This window comes from Novosphingobium sp. ST904 (genome assembly GCF_001298105.1).
Lineage (GTDB): Bacteria > Pseudomonadota > Alphaproteobacteria > Sphingomonadales > Sphingomonadaceae > Novosphingobium.
Genome location: NZ_LGJH01000165.1, coordinates 205,976 through 221,870 on the forward strand (window position 1 = coordinate 205,976; position 15,895 = coordinate 221,870).

Below are 15,895 nucleotides of genomic sequence, written 5' to 3' on the forward strand. Positions count from 1 at the left end.
CAGGGCTGGCTTTTCCCGCTGTGGCCGCAGCGCAGGCCAGCACAAGCGGCGAAGCACGGGCGTTCAGCATTCCGGCGCAGTCCCTGGCCGATGCGCTGACGGATTTCGGAGAGCAGTCCGGCCTGCAGGTCAGCGTCAATGCGGATGATGTGCGCGGCCGTTCGACCGGCGGCGTGAGCGGCCGCATGGCTCCGGCGCTGGCGCTGGGGCGCCTGCTGGCGGGCACCGGCCTCGGTTATCGCATCGAAGGCAGCGTGGTCAGCCTCTCGAAACTGCCTGCCGCATCCGACGGAAGCGTCCAGCTCGGCCCGCTGCGGGTCGAAGGCAGCGTGAGCAACGCGGCGGAGACCGGCGCTGAGCGCGATACCCGGCAGCGCGATGCGGTCTACGATCAGGATATCTCTTCGACTTATGCGGGCAAGGAGGAGGTCGAACGCTACAAGGGCGTGAATACCGCCGACGTGCTGAAGGGCATGGTCAATGTCTTCAGCGGCGATGCCCGTAACGGCGGCGCGCTCGACCCCAGCATTCGCGGCATCCAGGGGCCGGGCCGCGTGCCCGTGCTGATCGACGGAACCGAGCAGGCGCTGACGGTCTGGCGCGGATACAACGGCGCCAGCAATCGCAGTTACATCGATCCCAGCCTGATCTCGGGCGTGCAGGTGCTCAAGGGGCCGGTTTCCACCCGCGGGGTCAACGGATCGACCGGCGGTGCCGTGGTCATCAACACGCTCGACGCCAGCGACATCCTCAAGCCCGGGCAGAGCTTCGGCGTGGAGATGCGGCTGGAAGGCGGCAACAACTCCACCGATCCGCGCCTGCCGACGCTGCTGACCGGGCTGGACTATCGCGATATTCCCGGCTTCGTCGGCACCGGCGTGGGCGCTTCGCCGACCTATCCCTATGCGGACCCTTCGTTGCGGGTGAACCTGAAAGGCAGCGACGACAACGAATTCGTCTCATTCGGCGATCGTGCCGCGCGGCTGGCCGTGGCGGGGCGCGTGGGAGACTTCGAACTGTTCGGTGCTTACGCCTACCGCGAGCGCGGCAACTACTTTTCGGGCAAGACGGGGGCCGGTTATTACCAGCAGGAAGACCTGCCGCTGAACGCCGATACTTATGTGCGGAAGCTGGGCCTCAATTACGAACCCGGCAACGAGGTTCCCAATACCTCGAGCGAGCTGGAATCGTGGCTGCTGAAGGCAACCTGGAAGATCGCCGACGATCAGGCTCTCCAGATCGGTTTTCGCGACAGTCGCTCGAAGTTCGGCGAGATCATGCCATCGCGGATCATGACCGCCGGAGGCGGATATTTCGGCAATATCCAGTGGCCGCTCAGCAAGGTCCATGCACAGGCCTGGAACGGGGAGTACAAGTGGGACCCGGATAGCCGCCTGATCGATTTCAAGGCCAATCTCTGGGCGACCCATACCGTTGGCGATACCTACAGCGCGGGTGGCTTTCCGAATGCCGCTTCGGAGGCGGACCCGATCATCACCAATAAGGCGCTCTCCAACTCGCGGAACAACCGCTATGGCCTGACCGCCAGCAACCAGTTCGAACTGACCTCGACGCTGGACCTGCTGATGGAGGGAAGCTGGCAGCACGAGAAGCTGCGTTCGGACGACGAATATTCGGAGGCGATGGCCAACGGCTGGCGTCAGTTGCCGCGCGCGGGACGGCGCGAGGAATATCGCCTCAGCCTCAAGGGCGAATGGCGCCCCGCGCAATTCCTGAAGTTCAATGCCGGACTGACCTATTCGGGATATTGGGCGAAGGACGATTTCCTGCCCAAGTATCTCGAACTGCAGGGCGGTTCGATCTCGCAGTATGTCACGCCCTCGTGGAAGACCACTTATGAAACGGAGGAATCCGGCGCCGCCGCGTGGGAAGCCTATCGCCGGGCCTATTGGACCGGGCTGAACATGCCGCAATCGGTGATCGACATCATCCTGCCGATCGAGATCGCCAGCTACGCGGCCAATCCCTATACTTTCGTCGTCAGTCACGACGGGCCGGACTGGACCCCGGACGCCTCGGGCAACTTCCACCGCGCGGACAATTTCTGCCTGAACGGTTCGACCGACAGCATCGCCGGCTTCGTGGCGGGCCGCTGTGTGGTCAGCGCCCAGAACGAACTGGTCGCGATAACGCAGGCCAAGCGCAAGTCGGGCAGCGGCTGGGCGCCGACGCTTTCGGCCACCGCTTACATCAGCAGCGCCAGCCGGGCCTATCTGCGCTATGCCGAGGCCTATCGCTTCCCCAGCATGTTCGAGAGCACGATCGGCTTTTCAGCCTCGATCAACCCCTCGCGCGATCTGAAGCCCGAGCGCATCCGTTCGTGGGAAGCGGCCTGGATACAGGACCTGCGCCCTCTGTTCGGCCTGAACGACGGCCAGTACGCCGACCTCAAGCTGACCTGGTATCACAACACCACCCGCGACGTGATCGAGCGCGACATCCACCTGATGTTCAGCAATCTCGACAAGCAGGTGATCGCCGGCTTCGAGCTTCAGGCGCGGTATGACAACGGGCGCTTCTTCACCGATCTGAGCGCCGGCCATATGACGACCAATAAGGTTTGCGACGAGAGCCAGGCGGCGACCATGGACCCGAGCCGGGGCCGGGTGCCCGACTGCGTGAAGTACGGCTTCATCGCCGGTTTCCTGCTCACGCAGGCCACGCCCGAGGATACGGTGAACTGGACGGTGGGCGGCCGTTTCCTCGACCGTCGGCTCGAACTGGGCGGCAGGCTCACCTGGTATGCGGGCTACGACAACCCGCAACTGGCCGAATTCACCAACGAGGCGGACTGCATCGGCGGCTGCGCGCTCAATATCCCGTACACCTGGGGAGAGATCGTGACCCTGGATGCCTTCGCGAAGTTCCGCATCAACGACCGGTTCAGCGCCGAGCTGACCGGCCTCAACCTCAACAACCGCTATTACCTCGACCCGCTGTCGCGTTCGTTGCTGCCCGCACCGGGACGCACCGTGAAGCTCAGCGTGACCGGCCGGTTCTGAGGAGAATTTCAGGACCGCCGCCGGTGCTCTTGATCCTGACAGAGCAGGGCACCGGCGACGATCCTGGATCAACGCGCCCGAACGATCGGGCGCACCAACTGCAGGAGAAGTAGAATGAAGTCTGCCTATCTCAAAGCAATTGCTGCCGCCTTCACCCTTTCGACCGCGCTGGCCGGTACGGCCCAGGCGCAAGTGGTCGGTGCATCGAGCGACACGGCGAAAGTGAAGATCGCCGCCAGCACCGTCAGCGGCGGACCTCACGTGGCCGGACGCGTGGGCATCAACGTGCCGAGCCTGACCAGCGTGCAGTACGTCGATTTCCAGGGGCTCCAGGCCTATGCCGCAGCTGATGCCAACGGCGTGACCTCGGTTGCGCAAGTCACCGGCACCGTCACCGACCACAGCAAGTACGGCCGCTTCGACTTTGCCAAGGTCGGCACGCAGGATGTCTACTTTGGCGAATGGTCGCAGACCGGCAGCGCCACTGCCGGCGATCACACCGTCTACTACGGCGGCACCGGCCAGACGAGCGCAGTGCCCAACAGCGGCGCCGCCAGCTACTCGGTCAAGGGCATCAGCGACTATGCCAACAAGGGCATCCTGACCGGTACCTTCAACGCGACGTTCACGGGCGGCGGCACCGGCATTCTGACCGCAGCTCAGCAATGCTTCGGGAAGCTACGGCGTCAACATCGGTACGGCGGGCATCAGCGGAGGCGCCTTCTCCGGCACTACCGCCACGGCTACCAGCGGCACCACCACGGTCGCCACGAACGGCGCCGTCAGCGGTAGCTTCTTCGGCACCAATGCCGATGCGCTGGCCGGGATCGTCAACTTTGCGTCGGCCCGCCAGTACAACACCGCGTTCGGCGGCACCAAGAACTGATCCGAGCGTGAAATCGGGATCGGGCGCCGCCGTGCGTCCGGTCCCACCACGTGCGAACGGGATAGACACGATCCTCATGGCCGCCTTTCGCAAGTACCTGCTGCTGCTCTGTGCGGGCATGCCGCTCGGAACCCCCTCGGCAGTGGCACAGAGCGGAAGCGGGCAGGACACGCGCCTGCGCCTGGACCAGCAGATCGACCGGCAGCAAGCCCAGCGCGAAGCCGAAGCGCGGGAGGATGCCGAAGCACTGGACGAAGTGCCCTCTTCAATGGTGATCGACGGCGAGACCTATGCGGTCGGCAACAATGCCAGCGACCTCGGGCAGGCGCTCTACATTTCCGTCTCTCGCAAGCAATGGCGCGACGTGCGCCGTTTTCTGGCGGCCTACCGCAAGCTGGAAGATCGCGATCCGATGCTGGAGCTTTACGCTCTCGGCGCGCTTGCCCGCAGCGAGGGCAAACTGGCGCAGGCGGAACGCGATTACCGTGCGCTGCTGGACCTCAAGCCGGATTTCCTGCCCGGGCAGCTCGAACTGGCGCGGACGCTGTTCGAGAACCGCAAGGACCGGGAGGCCGCCCGCATATTCCGCGCCGCGCGGCTTCAGGTGGCCGGAGGCGGGCCGCAAGGCGAAGGAGTGCTGCGCTCGATCGACGCTTTCCTCTCCGCATTGAAGACGCGGCAGGGCTGGCAGGGCAGCCTGGCGCTTGGGCCGGGCTACAGCACCAATCTCAACCAGTCCTCGGCAAGCTATACCTGCCTCCTCGCCGCCGATGACGGCACCTGCCTGATCGATCGCAAGGTGCCGGATGCGATCGCCTCCACCGGGATCAACATCGAGGGAACGCTCAGCCGCCGCATCGCGCTCGGCGGGCATGGCGGGCTGCGGGCAAGGGCGATGCTGTTCGGGGACATCTATCCCGAGCATCACGCCTATTCGCAAACCACCGCGATCATGCGGCTCGGCTACGATTACCAGACGGCCCGAGACGGCGTGGCCATCTCGCCCTCCTTCGATCTGGGGACCTTCGGTTCCTCGATCCTCTACACGGCCTGGGGCGTGAATGCGGAGTGGACGCATACCCTTTCTCCGCGCGCGCTGTTCAAGCTGGAGGGCAACTACCGCCGGTTCGACTATGCCCTGGCCGGCTACGACACGCAGGACGGCGGGCTGGCCGATCTGTTCCTCACCGGCTGGTATACCCTGCCGCACGGCTGGACCCTGCTGGGCGGGCCCGATGCGCTCGACAAATCGGCGGGCGATCCCGTCGATGCCTATCGCCAGCTGGGTGCGCGCCTCGGTGTGGCGAAGTCCTTCGGCAATGCCGCCAGCCTGCTCCTGCTCGGCTCCGCGAGGGAGCGCCGCTACCGGGCCTACAGCGAACTTTTCGAAGCGAAGCGCCGGGACCGGGAGCAGGTCTATACCGCAATCCTGCGCGTGCCGGCGCTCAGGCTGGCGGGGCTCGTGCCCGAGGCGCTGGTCCAGCACAACCGGGTGAAGAGCAATATCGACTGGCTCTATTCCTACCGGCGCACGACCGTCAGCCTCCGGCTTAGCCGCTCCTTCTGAAACCGATCCCCGAAAAAGGAGAGTTCGATGACCATGACCACCGATACCGTTCCCCTTCCGCTTTCGAAGCGTCTCAAGGTGGAAACCGAAAGCGTTCACGAGGCACTGGACAAGCGGATCATGTCTGCCGATCCATTCGCGGACCGTGAGCGCTACGGGCGCTTCGTTGCCGTTCAGTACCTGTTCCACCGCGATATCGATGCGCTTTACGAGCAGCCCGCGCTGGCCGCCTTGCTCCCCGATCTTGCTGACCGCCGCCGACTGCCGCTGATCGCGTTCGATCTTGCCGATCTCGGCCTTGCGGTTCCCGAGGCGGGCGCGGCGCCGGCCTTCGGCGCAGGCGCGGACATTCCCACGGCGCTGGGCTGGCTCTATGTTGCGGAAGGCTCAAACCTGGGGGCGGCGTTCCTGTTCAAGGCGGCGGCGGCACTGGGTCTGGACGAGAATAGCGGCGCGCGCCACCTCGCCGGTCATCCCGAGGGCCGCGCACGGCACTGGCGCAGCTTTACTGCCGCACTGGACGCGGCGGCGCTTTCCCCGGCAGAGCAGGCCCGCGCGCGCGCCGGAGCGGAAGCGGCATTCCTGCGGGTGAGGGGGCTCGTCGAGGATCATCTCGCCCGTGCCTGATTTAAGGGCAGGCCAGACAGGTTACGCACCGGCCCGCAATCCGGCTGCATTCGGGCTGAGCGTGGCGCTGCATCTGGCTGTTGCCGGGGCCATGCTGGTGGTCTGGCGGGAGGCGCCGAGGATACTGTCCGCCTCCACGCCTGCGCTCACGGTCAATCTCGTACCGCTTGCGGCGCCCGACCGGTCCGCGATGTCGCGCCCGGGCCGGAGCAGGTCGAGAGGCAGGAGGAACGGGTGGAGGTCCAGGCCGAGGAAGCCCCCGTCTTCACGCTGCAGAAGGTTTCCATCCAGCCTCGGGAGGAGCGGCAGGAAGTGGCCGAGCCGGTCGATCCCGGCCCGCCGATACCGGAAACGACCGCGCCGAAGAGCATCCAGGCGCCGCCTGCGCCGCGGCTTTCGAACATGGCCGAGCCGGACTGGGAAGCCCGGCTTCTTGCGCATCTTGAACGGTTCCGCCGCTATCCGGCGCGCGCCCGCTCGGCGCGGCAGCAGGGCACCGTTCTGGTGCGCTTCAAGGTTACGCGCGGCGGGCAGGTTCTTGCTGCCGTCATCCAGCGCAGTTCGGGCTTCTCGGGACTGGATCAGGCGGCGCTCGAAACCTTTGGGCGCGCGCAGCCGCTGCCCCGTCTTCCCGAAGACCGGCCGGACCCGCTGGAACTGACGGTTCCTGTGGAATTCTACTTGCGCTGAAAAGAGAAGGGCCGGGCGCTCCCCGCGCCCGGCCCTTCCTTCGTAGTTGAATGAAGACCGCGATCAGAACGTGATCTTGGTCTGGATACCGGCCGTGCGCAGTTCCGGCAGGCCCAGCATGAGCGCGGAGTAGCGCGCGGTGTAGCTGAACGTCGGGTTGAACACGAAGTTGTCCGATACCGAGATCGGCGTGTGGTTGTTGAACAGGTTGTTGACGAATGCCTCCACCGTGATCTGGCCGTGAGTGATGCCGGCACGCACATTGAAGAGGTGCAGGTCCGGCGTCTTCGCGAGGTTGGCCTCGTTCGACCATTGACCGGACTTGAAGTTCCAGTCGCCGCGCACGAACCAGCGGCCTTCGTCCCAACCGGCGATCTCGGTGCCCAGAGTCACGCCGACGTTGGCCGAATACTTGGAGGTGTTCTTCATCTCCTTGCCGGAGAAATCGTAGATGCCCGTCAGCGCGCTGATGGTGGTGCTGGTGAACTTCTGGATGTCGGTTTCGTTGACCGCGCCGGCCGCATCGATGGTGATGAAGTCGGTCGGCCGCCAGGAAACCTCGCCCTCGACACCGTAGAGATCGACGTCGCCCGAGTTGGCCGAGGTGTTGACGAAGCTGAACCCGGTAGCCTGCGTGGAATCGGGCGCGACGATGGTCACCGCGTTGATCTGGTCGCGCCACTGGGCGTAGTAGGCCGCCAGGCTGTAGCGCAGGTTGCCGCCCAGCGCCTTGCCCTTGAGACCCAGTTCGTAGTTGGTGATCTTCTCCGGCTTGATCGAGAGCTGGCCGCCCGCATCGAGCGCGGCCTGCTGCACGGTTGCCGCGTTGGACAGGATCGAGGTGTTGAACTGGGCGGGATTCACGCCCTTCGACCACGAAGCGTAGACCATCATGTCGGGCGAGATCTGCCAGTTGATGATCGCACGCGGCGTGAAGTTCTTGTAGGTGGCGCTGGCCAGCAGCGAACCGCCTTCGTAGAACCCGGCCGGGATGAAGGCGCTGGAGGCCACGGTGAGCCCCGATGCGGTGGCGAAGGCCTGCAACTTGTCGATCTGGTAACGACCTTCGACACTGGCCGAGATGGTGTCGGTCAGGTCATAGGTCAGGCCGAAGAAGAAGCCGGTCGTCTTGTTGCGGCTGAGACCGCCGGGGAACATCGACGCGGTGAGCAGGGAGCCGGTGCTGCCGCCGTTGCCCTGGATCTGGTCGGCGCTGAGGTAGCTGACACCGGCGACGCCGCGGAACGGCCCCTTGGTGTAGGACAGGCGCCCTTCGAGCGAGAAGTCCTCGATCTTGCGCTCGATCAGGTAGGGATAGTCGAAGTAGCCCTTTCCGTAGTTCGCGGGCGGATCGTAGGAGTCGTTGCTGAAGGCGCGGGTATCGTAGCCGTCGAGGTCGATCAGCGTGGTCCAGACCTCGCGGTTGTAACCGGCGAGGGCGGAAGCGGTAAGGTTGTCTGTCAGGTCCACGTCGATGGTGCCGTGGACGTGGCGGGTCTTGCGCAGCAGGCCGTAGCCCGAGACGGTATCGTCAGGCGAGACGACGCGGCCGCGCGTGCTGGCCAGGAACTGGCGCACCTGGTCGGTATTCTCGACGTTGGCGGTGACGGGGTTCGCGATCGTCGGGATCGTGCCGCAGAAATAGGGATTGCTGACGGCGGTACCGATCGGCTGGCCCGTGGTGGGATCGAGCACGCCGCGCGTATCGCCGGTCAGGGTGCAGTTCGACTGGCCCTGAAGCACGACGCTGCCGTTGGGGGCGGTGACGGTATAGGCGCTGAGGCGGGTCTGTGCCGCCGGGCCGTCCTTGTCCTCGCCCATCATGCCGAAGAGCTTGATGGTGACGGAGGAGGAGGGGGTGATCGCCAGCATCGCGGTGCCGACGGTGGAGGACTGGTCGCCCAGCGTGCTGCCGTCGTAGTTCTTCCACGAGCCGCTCTTCGACCACTTCTCGCCGGTGACGCGGAAGGAAATCAGGTCCTCGATGATCGGCCCTTCTACAGAGCCCTGCAGGCGCCAGTTGTCGCGCGTGCCGACCATGCCGAGGATCTGGCCGCCCCAGTCGTTGCCGGGCACCTTGTTCACGACGTTGATGGCGCCTGCAAACGTGTTGCGGCCGAAGTAGGCGCTTTGCGGGCCCTTGAGGATTTCGATGCGCTCGGGATTGCTGATCGCGCCGACCTGCGAGGGTGACGAGACAGGCACGCCGTCAATGAAGGTCGAAACCGTGGTCGCCAGCGTCGTCGACGGCGTGAAGCCGCGCAGCACGACCTGCTGGAACGAGCGATCCGCATGGCCCGAGGAACTGTTGTTGATGTTGATGCCGGGCGTCGAGTTGGCGACATCCACCATCGAGACGATGCCCTTGGCTTCGAGCGTCTCGGACGTGATCGCCGTCACCGTAACCGGCACCTTGAGGATGTCCTCGCCGGTCTTGCGCGCGTGACGACGATGTCGCCACTGGTGTTTTCGGGAGCTTCGGCCATGGCCGGTGCCGACCATGTCATACCGGCGACGAGCGCCAGGGTTGATAGCGTGGAAGCGAGACGGATGGTGTGAGAATTGCCAGTCATGTTTTCCCTCAATGCTGATCGAAAGGACACGCAAGGGCGCATCGCTTCAAATTGAGTCCCTGCTGCTTGAACACTTTGTTCTTGCAAGGCGTCAGGATCGCGCTTCAGCGCTTGTCTCCGGATGTTCGCCCGATTTGTTCTTCAGATTGTATTCTGGTTGTTTTTACGTGTTCTTGGGGTGTTGTTTGGCGGTCCCGATATTTGTCCGGGTTGTCGCCATGATTGCTTCTTCCCTCTTTTTGTCTTGCGTCCCGATCGAGCGGGCCGCTGCTTTTTTGTCAGTGATAGATTTACTTGAGTCTCGTCAGAATGACGGCGAATCTGGTGCGTATTCGCCTGTCGGATGAGCGTGCGCGGCGCTCGCGGCCGGCCCATGCGCTGCGAACCCGCGCGGGCTGGGCCCGGCGGGTTCGGCATGTGATCGTGCTGGGAATGCGCCTTTTCAGGCGCGCCGATTCAGCGGCTCAGGCCCCCGAGGAAGGCAATCGTCTCCGCCTCGCTCACGACGTCCGCGTATTTTGCGTTCATGTCGAAGAGGTTGGCATCGTGCGGCGCCGCGTGACGGTCGCCGCAGGCCTCGGCAACGACGGCGGTGCGGAAGCCGTGGCTCATCGCATCGACGCAGCTCGCGCGGACGCAGCCGGAGGTCGTGAGGCCGGTGAGGATCACGCTGTCGATCCCTGCCGCCGTCAACGTCGAGGCGAGCGATGTGCCGAAGAAGGCGCTCGGATATTGCTTGGACACGACGAGTTCGTCATCGAACGGTTCCAGCCCCGGTCCGAAGGCGCCCATCGGGCTGCCCTTCAGGAAGTTCTTCAGCGGCATGGCTTTCTCGTAGAATCGGCCGCCGTCGAACCCGGTGGGGTGATAGACGACATTGGTCAGCACCACCGGCACGCCCGCCGCCCGGGCGGCCGCGCGCACGCGCAAGGCCGATTCGAGGGCATCGTCGACTTCGGAATAGAGCGCGTTACCCGGTTCGAAATAGGCCTGGCAGAAGTCTATCAGGATCAGCGCCGGACGCGATCCGAAGCCGACGCGGTTGTCATAGGCCTTCCTGTAGTTGGCCAGCAGGTCTTCCTCGCTGCTCATGCGTCCTGTTCCTTGTGATGCAGCCATGGCTGCGTGCGGCGCTGCCGCTGTTCGAAAGAGTCTATTTCGGCGCCGTACTGGTTGACGATCTGGTCGGTCTCGTCCCACCCGTTCAGCATGGCGAGGCGCCGTTCGGGCGGAACATCGAAAGCCCGCGCGGGGCGCCCTTCCACACCGAGTTGCTGCGCATCGAGATCGACCGTGAACCGGGCGCCGCTCTCCGCTGCATCCATCAGCGCGGAAACATCGGCTTCGGGCAGCACTATCGGGACCACGCCGTTGCGCAGGCAGTTCGAATAGAAAATCTCGCCGAAGCTGGAAGAGATCACCGCACGGGTACCGCGGCCGAGCAGGGCCCAGACCGCCTGCTCCCGGCTGGACCCGGAACCGAAGTTCGCCCCTGCGACGATCACCGGCGCATCGCGGAACCTGTCCGAATTGAGCACGAAGCCGGGTACTTCCTTGCCGTCCGGGTCAAATCGGCGGTCATGGAAGGCATATTCGCCGAGCCCGGCCCGCGCGGTGATGAGCAGGAAGCGGGCGGGGAAGATGATGTCGGTGTCGATATTCTCCTCGCGCATGGCGGCGGCGAGGCCGGAGACGGTGACGAAAGGCTGGTTCGGCATCAGGCGAAGTCCCTCACGTCGGCCAGGTGGCCGGAGACGGCGGCGGCGGCGGCCATGGCCGGGCTCATCAGGTGTGTGCGCCCGCCGGGGCCCTGCCGTCCCTCGAAGTTGCGGTTGGAAGTGCTGGCACAGCGTTCGCCCGGCGCGAGGCGGTCATCGTTCATGGCCACGCACATCGAACAGCCCGCAAACCGCCACTCGAATCCCGCGTCCCGGAACACGCGGTCCAGCCCTTCGGCCTCGGCCTGCGCGCGGGTCGCGGCGGAGCCTGGCACGACCAGCGCGCGGACGCCTGCGGCGACCTTGCGCCCCGCTGCAATCCGGGCGGCGGCGCGCAAGTCCTCGATGCGGCCATTGGTGCAGGAGCCGATGAAGACCTGATCGATGGCCACCTGCGATAGCGGCTGGCCGGCCATGAGGCCCATGTAGGCGAGCGCCTTCTCCGTCTCGCGGCGCTCCGAGGGGTCGGTGATTGCCAGAGGATCGGGAACGAGGGCGCCGATCGGCAGCGTCTGGTTGGGGCTTGTGCCCCAGCTCACCTGCGGCTCTAGCCGGTCCAGGTCGAGCGTGACGACCTTGTCGTAGACCGCGCCGGGATCGCTGGCGAGCGTGCGCCAGTAAGCGGTGGCCGCATCCCACATCTTCCCTTCGGGCGCGAGACGGCGGCCGGCCAGATAGGCGAAGTCACCTCGTCAGGCGCGACCAGCCCCATGCGGCTGCCGGCCTCGATGGTCATGTTGCACAAGGTCATGCGCTCGGACATCGCCATGCCCGCCACTGCCGCCCCCACATATTCGACCGCGTGGCCGACCGCGCCGTGCGCGCCGATTTTCGCGATCAGGGCCAGGGCGATGTCCTTGGCATCGATCAGGGGATGGCGTTCGCCGAGCAGTTCGACCTTCATCGTGCGGGCCCTGGCCTGCGGCAGTGCCTGCGCCGCCATGACCGTGCCTTGCTCGCTTGCGCCGATCCCGAAGGCCAGCGCGCCGAACGCGCCGTGGGTGGTCGTGTGGCTATCCCCGCAGACGATGGTGGTGCCGGGCAGGGTGAAGCCGGTTTCCGGGCCGATGACGTGGACGATGCCTTGTTCCGGCCCATCGAGCTGCGCGTAGGGCACGCCGAACTCGGCGACGTTGTCCTCCAGTTCGGCCACTTGCGCGCGGGCCTGCGGATCGGCGATTTCGCCGCCGCGGCTCCGGGTCGGCACCGCGTGATCGGCTACGCCGAGGTGCGTCTCGGGACGGCGAAGCTTTCGCCCGCTCTCGCGCATGGCGACGAAGGCCTGCGGACTGGAAACTTCGTGGACGATGTGGCGATCGATGTAGAGCAAGCTGGCGCCGCCGGGCATTTCGGCGACGACGTGGCTGTCCCACAGCTTCTCGTAAAGCGTGCGCGGTGCGGTCATGCCCTCTTACTAGGCCGGAACCGGACGGGAAGGAGGGCGGGGCGGCATAGTCTCCGAACAGCGGGCACTCGGCGCCCGTCCCGGCTACCGCGCCGGATCAGGCGTCCCCGCCTCGACATAGGCGGCGATCAGCTGGGCGAAGCGGTCCGGAACTTCCAGCGGCGGATAGTGGCCCACGTCAGGCATGATGACCTTGGAAATCTGGGCATGGGAAAGATAGCGCGTGATCGCGGTGACCGCCGATTCCGGCAGGAGCGGGTCGGCACCGCCCCAGATCAGGAACGTGGGCTTGTCGACCTTGGCCATTTCTATCGAAGCCTGCTTGCCGTCGCCGATGCGGGCGATCAGCGCGATGAGGTTCTTTTCGGGCACGCGGCGGTAGAAATCGTAGTATTCCTTACGCGTCTGAGTGGAAATGCGGGAGGCATCGCCGGCGAAATAGCTCAGGAACTCGTTCCAGAAATCCTGGTCGCGAAAACCGGTCTGCCTGGCCCGGGCCTGCGCATCGAGAAAGCTCTTCGGCATGACGAGATGGCTGGTGTCGACAGGATCGGAAGGCGTATTCGACAGGATCAGCCGCTCGACCATGTCCGGCCGTCTGGCCGCAAGGTACATGCCCATGGTGCCGCCGCTGGAAACGCCCACGAAAGTGACCTTCTTCACGCCCAACCGGTCCAGCAGGGCGATGGGGACGTCGGTGGGTGAGAGGGTTTTCGCCGCCTCGTCGGTCGCGCCGTCCGACAGGCCGTAGCCGGGCAGGTCGAAGCGGATCACGCGGTATCGGCCCTTGAGCACTTGTGCGATACGGTCCCAGGTCCGCAGGCTGCTTTCCGACCCATGGACCATCAGCAGGACGGGCGCACCGCGCGGGCCTTCGTCCTTGTAGTGGATGGAGAGCCCGCCCACGGTGAAGAACCGGCTTTGCCTGTCCGTATAGGTCTTGCGAAGCTGCGTGACGGTCAGCCATGGATGGGCCTGCGCCGCGGCATCCGGCGCGGCAATCTGGGCGAGGGCGGAGGGCGCAACCGACAGCGACAGGGCCAGCCCGGCGGCGAGCACCGCCAGAGCGCGGTCGATGTTTCGCTTTATCGTCATGAGGTTCCTCCGGGGCCGTCTGTTCGCGGGCGCTGTTCTTTCCAGACGCCGGTTCTGCCGGTGCCGCTGTCGCTGTCGAATGCGCGAGGATGAAATGTCCGCCTGTAGGATAGTCCGTCCTCCACGGATCAAAGGGCGGCGGGTATCTCGATCTCCACCCTGAAGCCGCCTTCGGGCAGGTTTCGGGCGGTGATGAGCCCGCCGTGCACGGCGATGGCCCGCGACGCGATGGCCAGCCCCAGTCCGAGGTTCTTCCCGTCCGGCCTGCCGCGCACGAAAGGGTCGAAGATCGTGTCCACCAGTTCCGAAGGAACGCCGGGCCCCTCGTCGCTCACCGAAATCACGAAGCGGTTCTCCTGCTCCCGGTAGGTGCAGCACACGTCGATATGTCCGAGCGGCGCCGAAAAGCGCAAGGCATTGCGAACGATGTTGTCGATCGCCCGGCGAAGAAGCTCGGAGCTGCCGCGAACAGGCGGGAACTGATCGGCCATGGCGGCGGGCGGTTCGAAGGAGATTTCGATGCCGCCGGGCTGCGCTTCATAGCGTGCATCGGCCACGACGCTTTCGGCGATCCCGGCGATATCGAAATACTCGTCGCCCGGATTTTCCTCGTTCTCGACCCTCGCGAGGATCAGCAGTTCGCCGACGAGCCCGTCTAGCCTGTCGACCTCGCGCTCCATCCGTTCCATCGCACTTTCGAACCGCTCGGGGGCCTGGCGTGCGAGCGCGATGGCGAGTTGCAGCCGGGCCAGCGGCGAGCGCAACTCGTGCGAGACATCGTGCATCAGCCGCTCACGGCTTTCGACGAGTTTTTCTAGCCGACGCGCCATGCGGTCGAATTCGCGTGCGAGGTCCGCCACTTCGTCGCGCCGGCTGCCGATCGCCGGCGAGACGCGGGCGGTCAGTTCGCCGCGCGCGAGCCGCTGGAAGCCGCGGCGGAGATGCTCGATCGGGCGCACCAGATACCAGGCGAGGAACGCGCTGAACAGCAGCCCGGCGATGACGCCGATGAAGAGAAGTTCGGGCGGGACATTCAGCCGCCAGGGCTGCCTGTCCCGGTGGTAGCGGAAGCGCACGACGAAGGGATTTCCGGCCTGGTCGGTCACTCCGCGCTCCATCGCGGCATTCTCGGGATCGTCCGCGAGAGGCGCCGGGACCGGCTGCCTTGCATCGAAGATGTCGAGGCGGCGGCGCTGGTCCTGCGGCAGGTGGCTGGCCATCTCGTCGTACCGCGTCCTGCCGCCTGCCGCGACGGCCTGGGTGGCCGCCTCCAGCACGGCGGGGCCGATCTGCTGCGTCACCAGCCATTCGGGAAACTCGCGGTCGTCACGCAGGGCGAACAGCAGCCATACCGCCTGCGTCATCAGCAGGAACGTCACCAGGAAGCCCAGCAGGATCTTCCAGAACAGCCTGCGCCGCATCATCGGACCTGAAGCCGGTAGCCTACCCCGCGGATCGTCTCGATCGTGGCCGCACCCTGCGAGGCGCCCTCCAGCTTGATGCGCAAGTTGCTGACGTGGACGTCCACGCTGCGGTCGTAGGACTGGCGCGCGCGGCCCAGCCCCCTCAGCGAGAGTTCGTCCTTGGTCGAAACCGCCTCGGCCGCGCGGGCCAGCACGAGCAGGATGTTGAACTCCGATGCGGTCAGTTCCACCGCGCTGCCCAGCCATAGCGCCTTGCGGGCGGCCACCTGCACTTCGAGCCCGCCTGCCTCGACGACCGAGGGCGGCAGCGGCGTCCGGTCGGCCGGGTAGTGCCGGCGCAAGTTGGCGCGCAGGCGCGCGACGAGTTCGCGCGGGTAGCAGGGTTTCGCCACATAATCGTCCGCGCCGAGTTCGAGCCCGATCACCTTGTCCACCTCGTCGCCGCGCGCCGAAAGCATGATGACGGGCACTTCGTTGTTCTCGCGCAGCTGGCGCAGCACCTCTATCCCGTTCAGGCGCGGCAGCATGATGTCGAGTACGACCGCGTCGTGTTCTCCGGACAGGGCGCGGCGCATGCCGTCCAGACCGTCCGTCACGATCTCGACCCGGAACCCTTCGCTTTCGAGATACTCGCCGAGCATGGCGCCCAGTTCGAGGTCGTCGTCGATCAGCAGGATGCGTTTGGCTTCCTCTTGCACACCCCCTGATGGCGCAGTCCGCCGCGAATGTCAGCCTTTCGCGTTGCGCCTTACGAAAACTTTACGATGCGCTTGCGAACTCTTTACCCACAAATGCATCGCCTCGCGCCATATCCTCATTACTCGGACAAATAGAGGTCCGGTCTAGTTTGAAGGGGCATGGTATCGGCCAGCCCCTCAGGGAGGGTT

General features: G+C 65.5%; 13 protein-coding genes and 1 pseudogene. 6 read left to right on the forward strand and 8 right to left on the reverse strand.

All coding sequences use genetic code 11. The features are described 5' to 3' along the window. The first annotated feature begins 20 nt into the window (after nucleotides 1-20). The 5 genes from ADT71_RS27365 (at nucleotide 21) to ADT71_RS27380 (ending at nucleotide 6,103) form a co-directional block, all read left to right on the forward strand. Nucleotides 21-3,023: a TonB-dependent receptor gene (locus tag ADT71_RS27365; protein WP_231636242.1), complete on the forward strand. Its 3,003-nt coding sequence runs from the start codon at nucleotides 21-23 to the stop codon at nucleotides 3,021-3,023. A gap of 114 nt (nucleotides 3,024-3,137) precedes the next feature. Continuing rightward, complete coding sequence (locus ADT71_RS27370; RefSeq protein ID WP_231636243.1) at nucleotides 3,138-3,815, forward strand: hypothetical protein; 678 nt, start codon at nucleotides 3,138-3,140, stop codon at nucleotides 3,813-3,815. Further along, nucleotides 3,730-3,909, forward strand: coding sequence for a hypothetical protein (locus tag ADT71_RS34640; RefSeq protein WP_231636274.1), 180 nt, complete (start codon nucleotides 3,730-3,732; stop codon nucleotides 3,907-3,909). The genes ADT71_RS27370 and ADT71_RS34640 overlap by 86 nt, the downstream gene beginning before the upstream one ends. A gap of 7 nt (nucleotides 3,910-3,916) precedes the next feature. Beyond that, nucleotides 3,917-5,476 (forward strand): surface lipoprotein assembly modifier, encoded by a 1,560-nt coding sequence (locus tag ADT71_RS27375; protein WP_231636244.1) that lies wholly within the window; start codon nucleotides 3,917-3,919, stop codon nucleotides 5,474-5,476. A 27-nt stretch (nucleotides 5,477-5,503) separates the two neighbouring features. After that, the gene (locus ADT71_RS27380) at nucleotides 5,504-6,103 is read left to right on the forward strand and encodes a biliverdin-producing heme oxygenase (RefSeq protein WP_054441903.1); all 600 of its coding nucleotides are present in this window, start codon (nucleotides 5,504-5,506) and stop codon (nucleotides 6,101-6,103) included. 21 nt (nucleotides 6,104-6,124) lie between these two features. Here ADT71_RS27380 and ADT71_RS35230 read toward each other — a convergent pair whose 3' ends face one another. Continuing rightward, nucleotides 6,125-6,253: a hypothetical protein gene (locus tag ADT71_RS35230; protein WP_255351701.1), complete on the reverse strand. Its 129-nt coding sequence runs from the start codon at nucleotides 6,251-6,253 to the stop codon at nucleotides 6,125-6,127. Nucleotides 6,254-6,337: 84 nt separating this feature from the next. Between ADT71_RS35230 and ADT71_RS32480 the strand changes: the two genes are divergently transcribed. After that, nucleotides 6,338-6,793 (forward strand): energy transducer TonB, encoded by a 456-nt coding sequence (locus tag ADT71_RS32480; RefSeq protein WP_054441904.1) that lies wholly within the window; start codon nucleotides 6,338-6,340, stop codon nucleotides 6,791-6,793. 63 nt (nucleotides 6,794-6,856) lie between these two features. Here ADT71_RS32480 and ADT71_RS27390 read toward each other — a convergent pair whose 3' ends face one another. The 7 genes and pseudogenes from ADT71_RS27390 to ADT71_RS27420 all read right to left on the reverse strand — a co-directional run bounded on the left by ADT71_RS27390 (nucleotide 6,857) and on the right by ADT71_RS27420 (nucleotide 15,706). Beyond that, nucleotides 6,857-9,295: a TonB-dependent receptor gene (locus ADT71_RS27390; RefSeq protein ID WP_231636245.1), complete on the reverse strand. Its 2,439-nt coding sequence runs from the start codon at nucleotides 9,293-9,295 to the stop codon at nucleotides 6,857-6,859. A gap of 527 nt (nucleotides 9,296-9,822) precedes the next feature. Then, complete coding sequence (locus ADT71_RS27395; protein ID WP_054441905.1) at nucleotides 9,823-10,458, reverse strand: isochorismatase family protein; 636 nt, start codon at nucleotides 10,456-10,458, stop codon at nucleotides 9,823-9,825. Further along, nucleotides 10,455-11,084, reverse strand: a complete 630-nt coding sequence (gene leuD / locus ADT71_RS27400) for a 3-isopropylmalate dehydratase small subunit (RefSeq protein WP_054441906.1) — start codon at nucleotides 11,082-11,084, stop codon at nucleotides 10,455-10,457. Before leuD ends, ADT71_RS27395 begins: the two co-directional genes overlap by 4 nt. Beyond that, a pseudogene (leuC, locus tag ADT71_RS27405) lies at nucleotides 11,084-12,489 on the reverse strand (3-isopropylmalate dehydratase large subunit). Before leuC ends, leuD begins: the two are co-directional and overlap by 1 nt. A gap of 84 nt (nucleotides 12,490-12,573) precedes the next feature. Beyond that, on the reverse strand, nucleotides 12,574-13,584 hold the full coding sequence (locus ADT71_RS27410; RefSeq protein WP_054441907.1) for an alpha/beta fold hydrolase: 1,011 nt from the start codon (nucleotides 13,582-13,584) through the stop codon (nucleotides 12,574-12,576). 128 nt (nucleotides 13,585-13,712) lie between these two features. After that, a complete protein-coding gene (locus ADT71_RS27415; RefSeq protein WP_054441908.1) occupies nucleotides 13,713-15,008 on the reverse strand; it encodes an ATP-binding protein in 1,296 nt (431 codons plus the stop codon). After that, a complete protein-coding gene (locus tag ADT71_RS27420; RefSeq protein WP_231636246.1) occupies nucleotides 15,005-15,706 on the reverse strand; it encodes a response regulator transcription factor in 702 nt (233 codons plus the stop codon). The genes ADT71_RS27415 and ADT71_RS27420 overlap by 4 nt, the downstream gene beginning before the upstream one ends. Nucleotides 15,707-15,895 lie beyond the last annotated feature (189 nt).

Coding starts and splice junctions, on each gene's coding strand:
- ADT71_RS27370 (WP_231636243.1), top strand. CDS start 3,138: ATGAAGTCTGCCTATCTCAAAGCAATTGCTGCCGCCTTCACCCTTTCG.
- ADT71_RS27380 (WP_054441903.1), top strand. CDS start 5,504: ATGACCATGACCACCGATACCGTTCCCCTTCCGCTTTCGAAGCGTCTC.
- ADT71_RS27390 (WP_231636245.1), bottom strand. CDS start 9,295: ATGGTCGGCACCGGCCATGGCCGAAGCTCCCGAAAACACCAGTGGCGA.
- ADT71_RS27395 (WP_054441905.1), bottom strand. CDS start 10,458: ATGAGCAGCGAGGAAGACCTGCTGGCCAACTACAGGAAGGCCTATGAC.
- leuD (WP_054441906.1), bottom strand. CDS start 11,084: ATGCCGAACCAGCCTTTCGTCACCGTCTCCGGCCTCGCCGCCGCCATG.
- ADT71_RS27410 (WP_054441907.1), bottom strand. CDS start 13,584: ATGACGATAAAGCGAAACATCGACCGCGCTCTGGCGGTGCTCGCCGCC.
- ADT71_RS27415 (WP_054441908.1), bottom strand. CDS start 15,008: ATGATGCGGCGCAGGCTGTTCTGGAAGATCCTGCTGGGCTTCCTGGTG.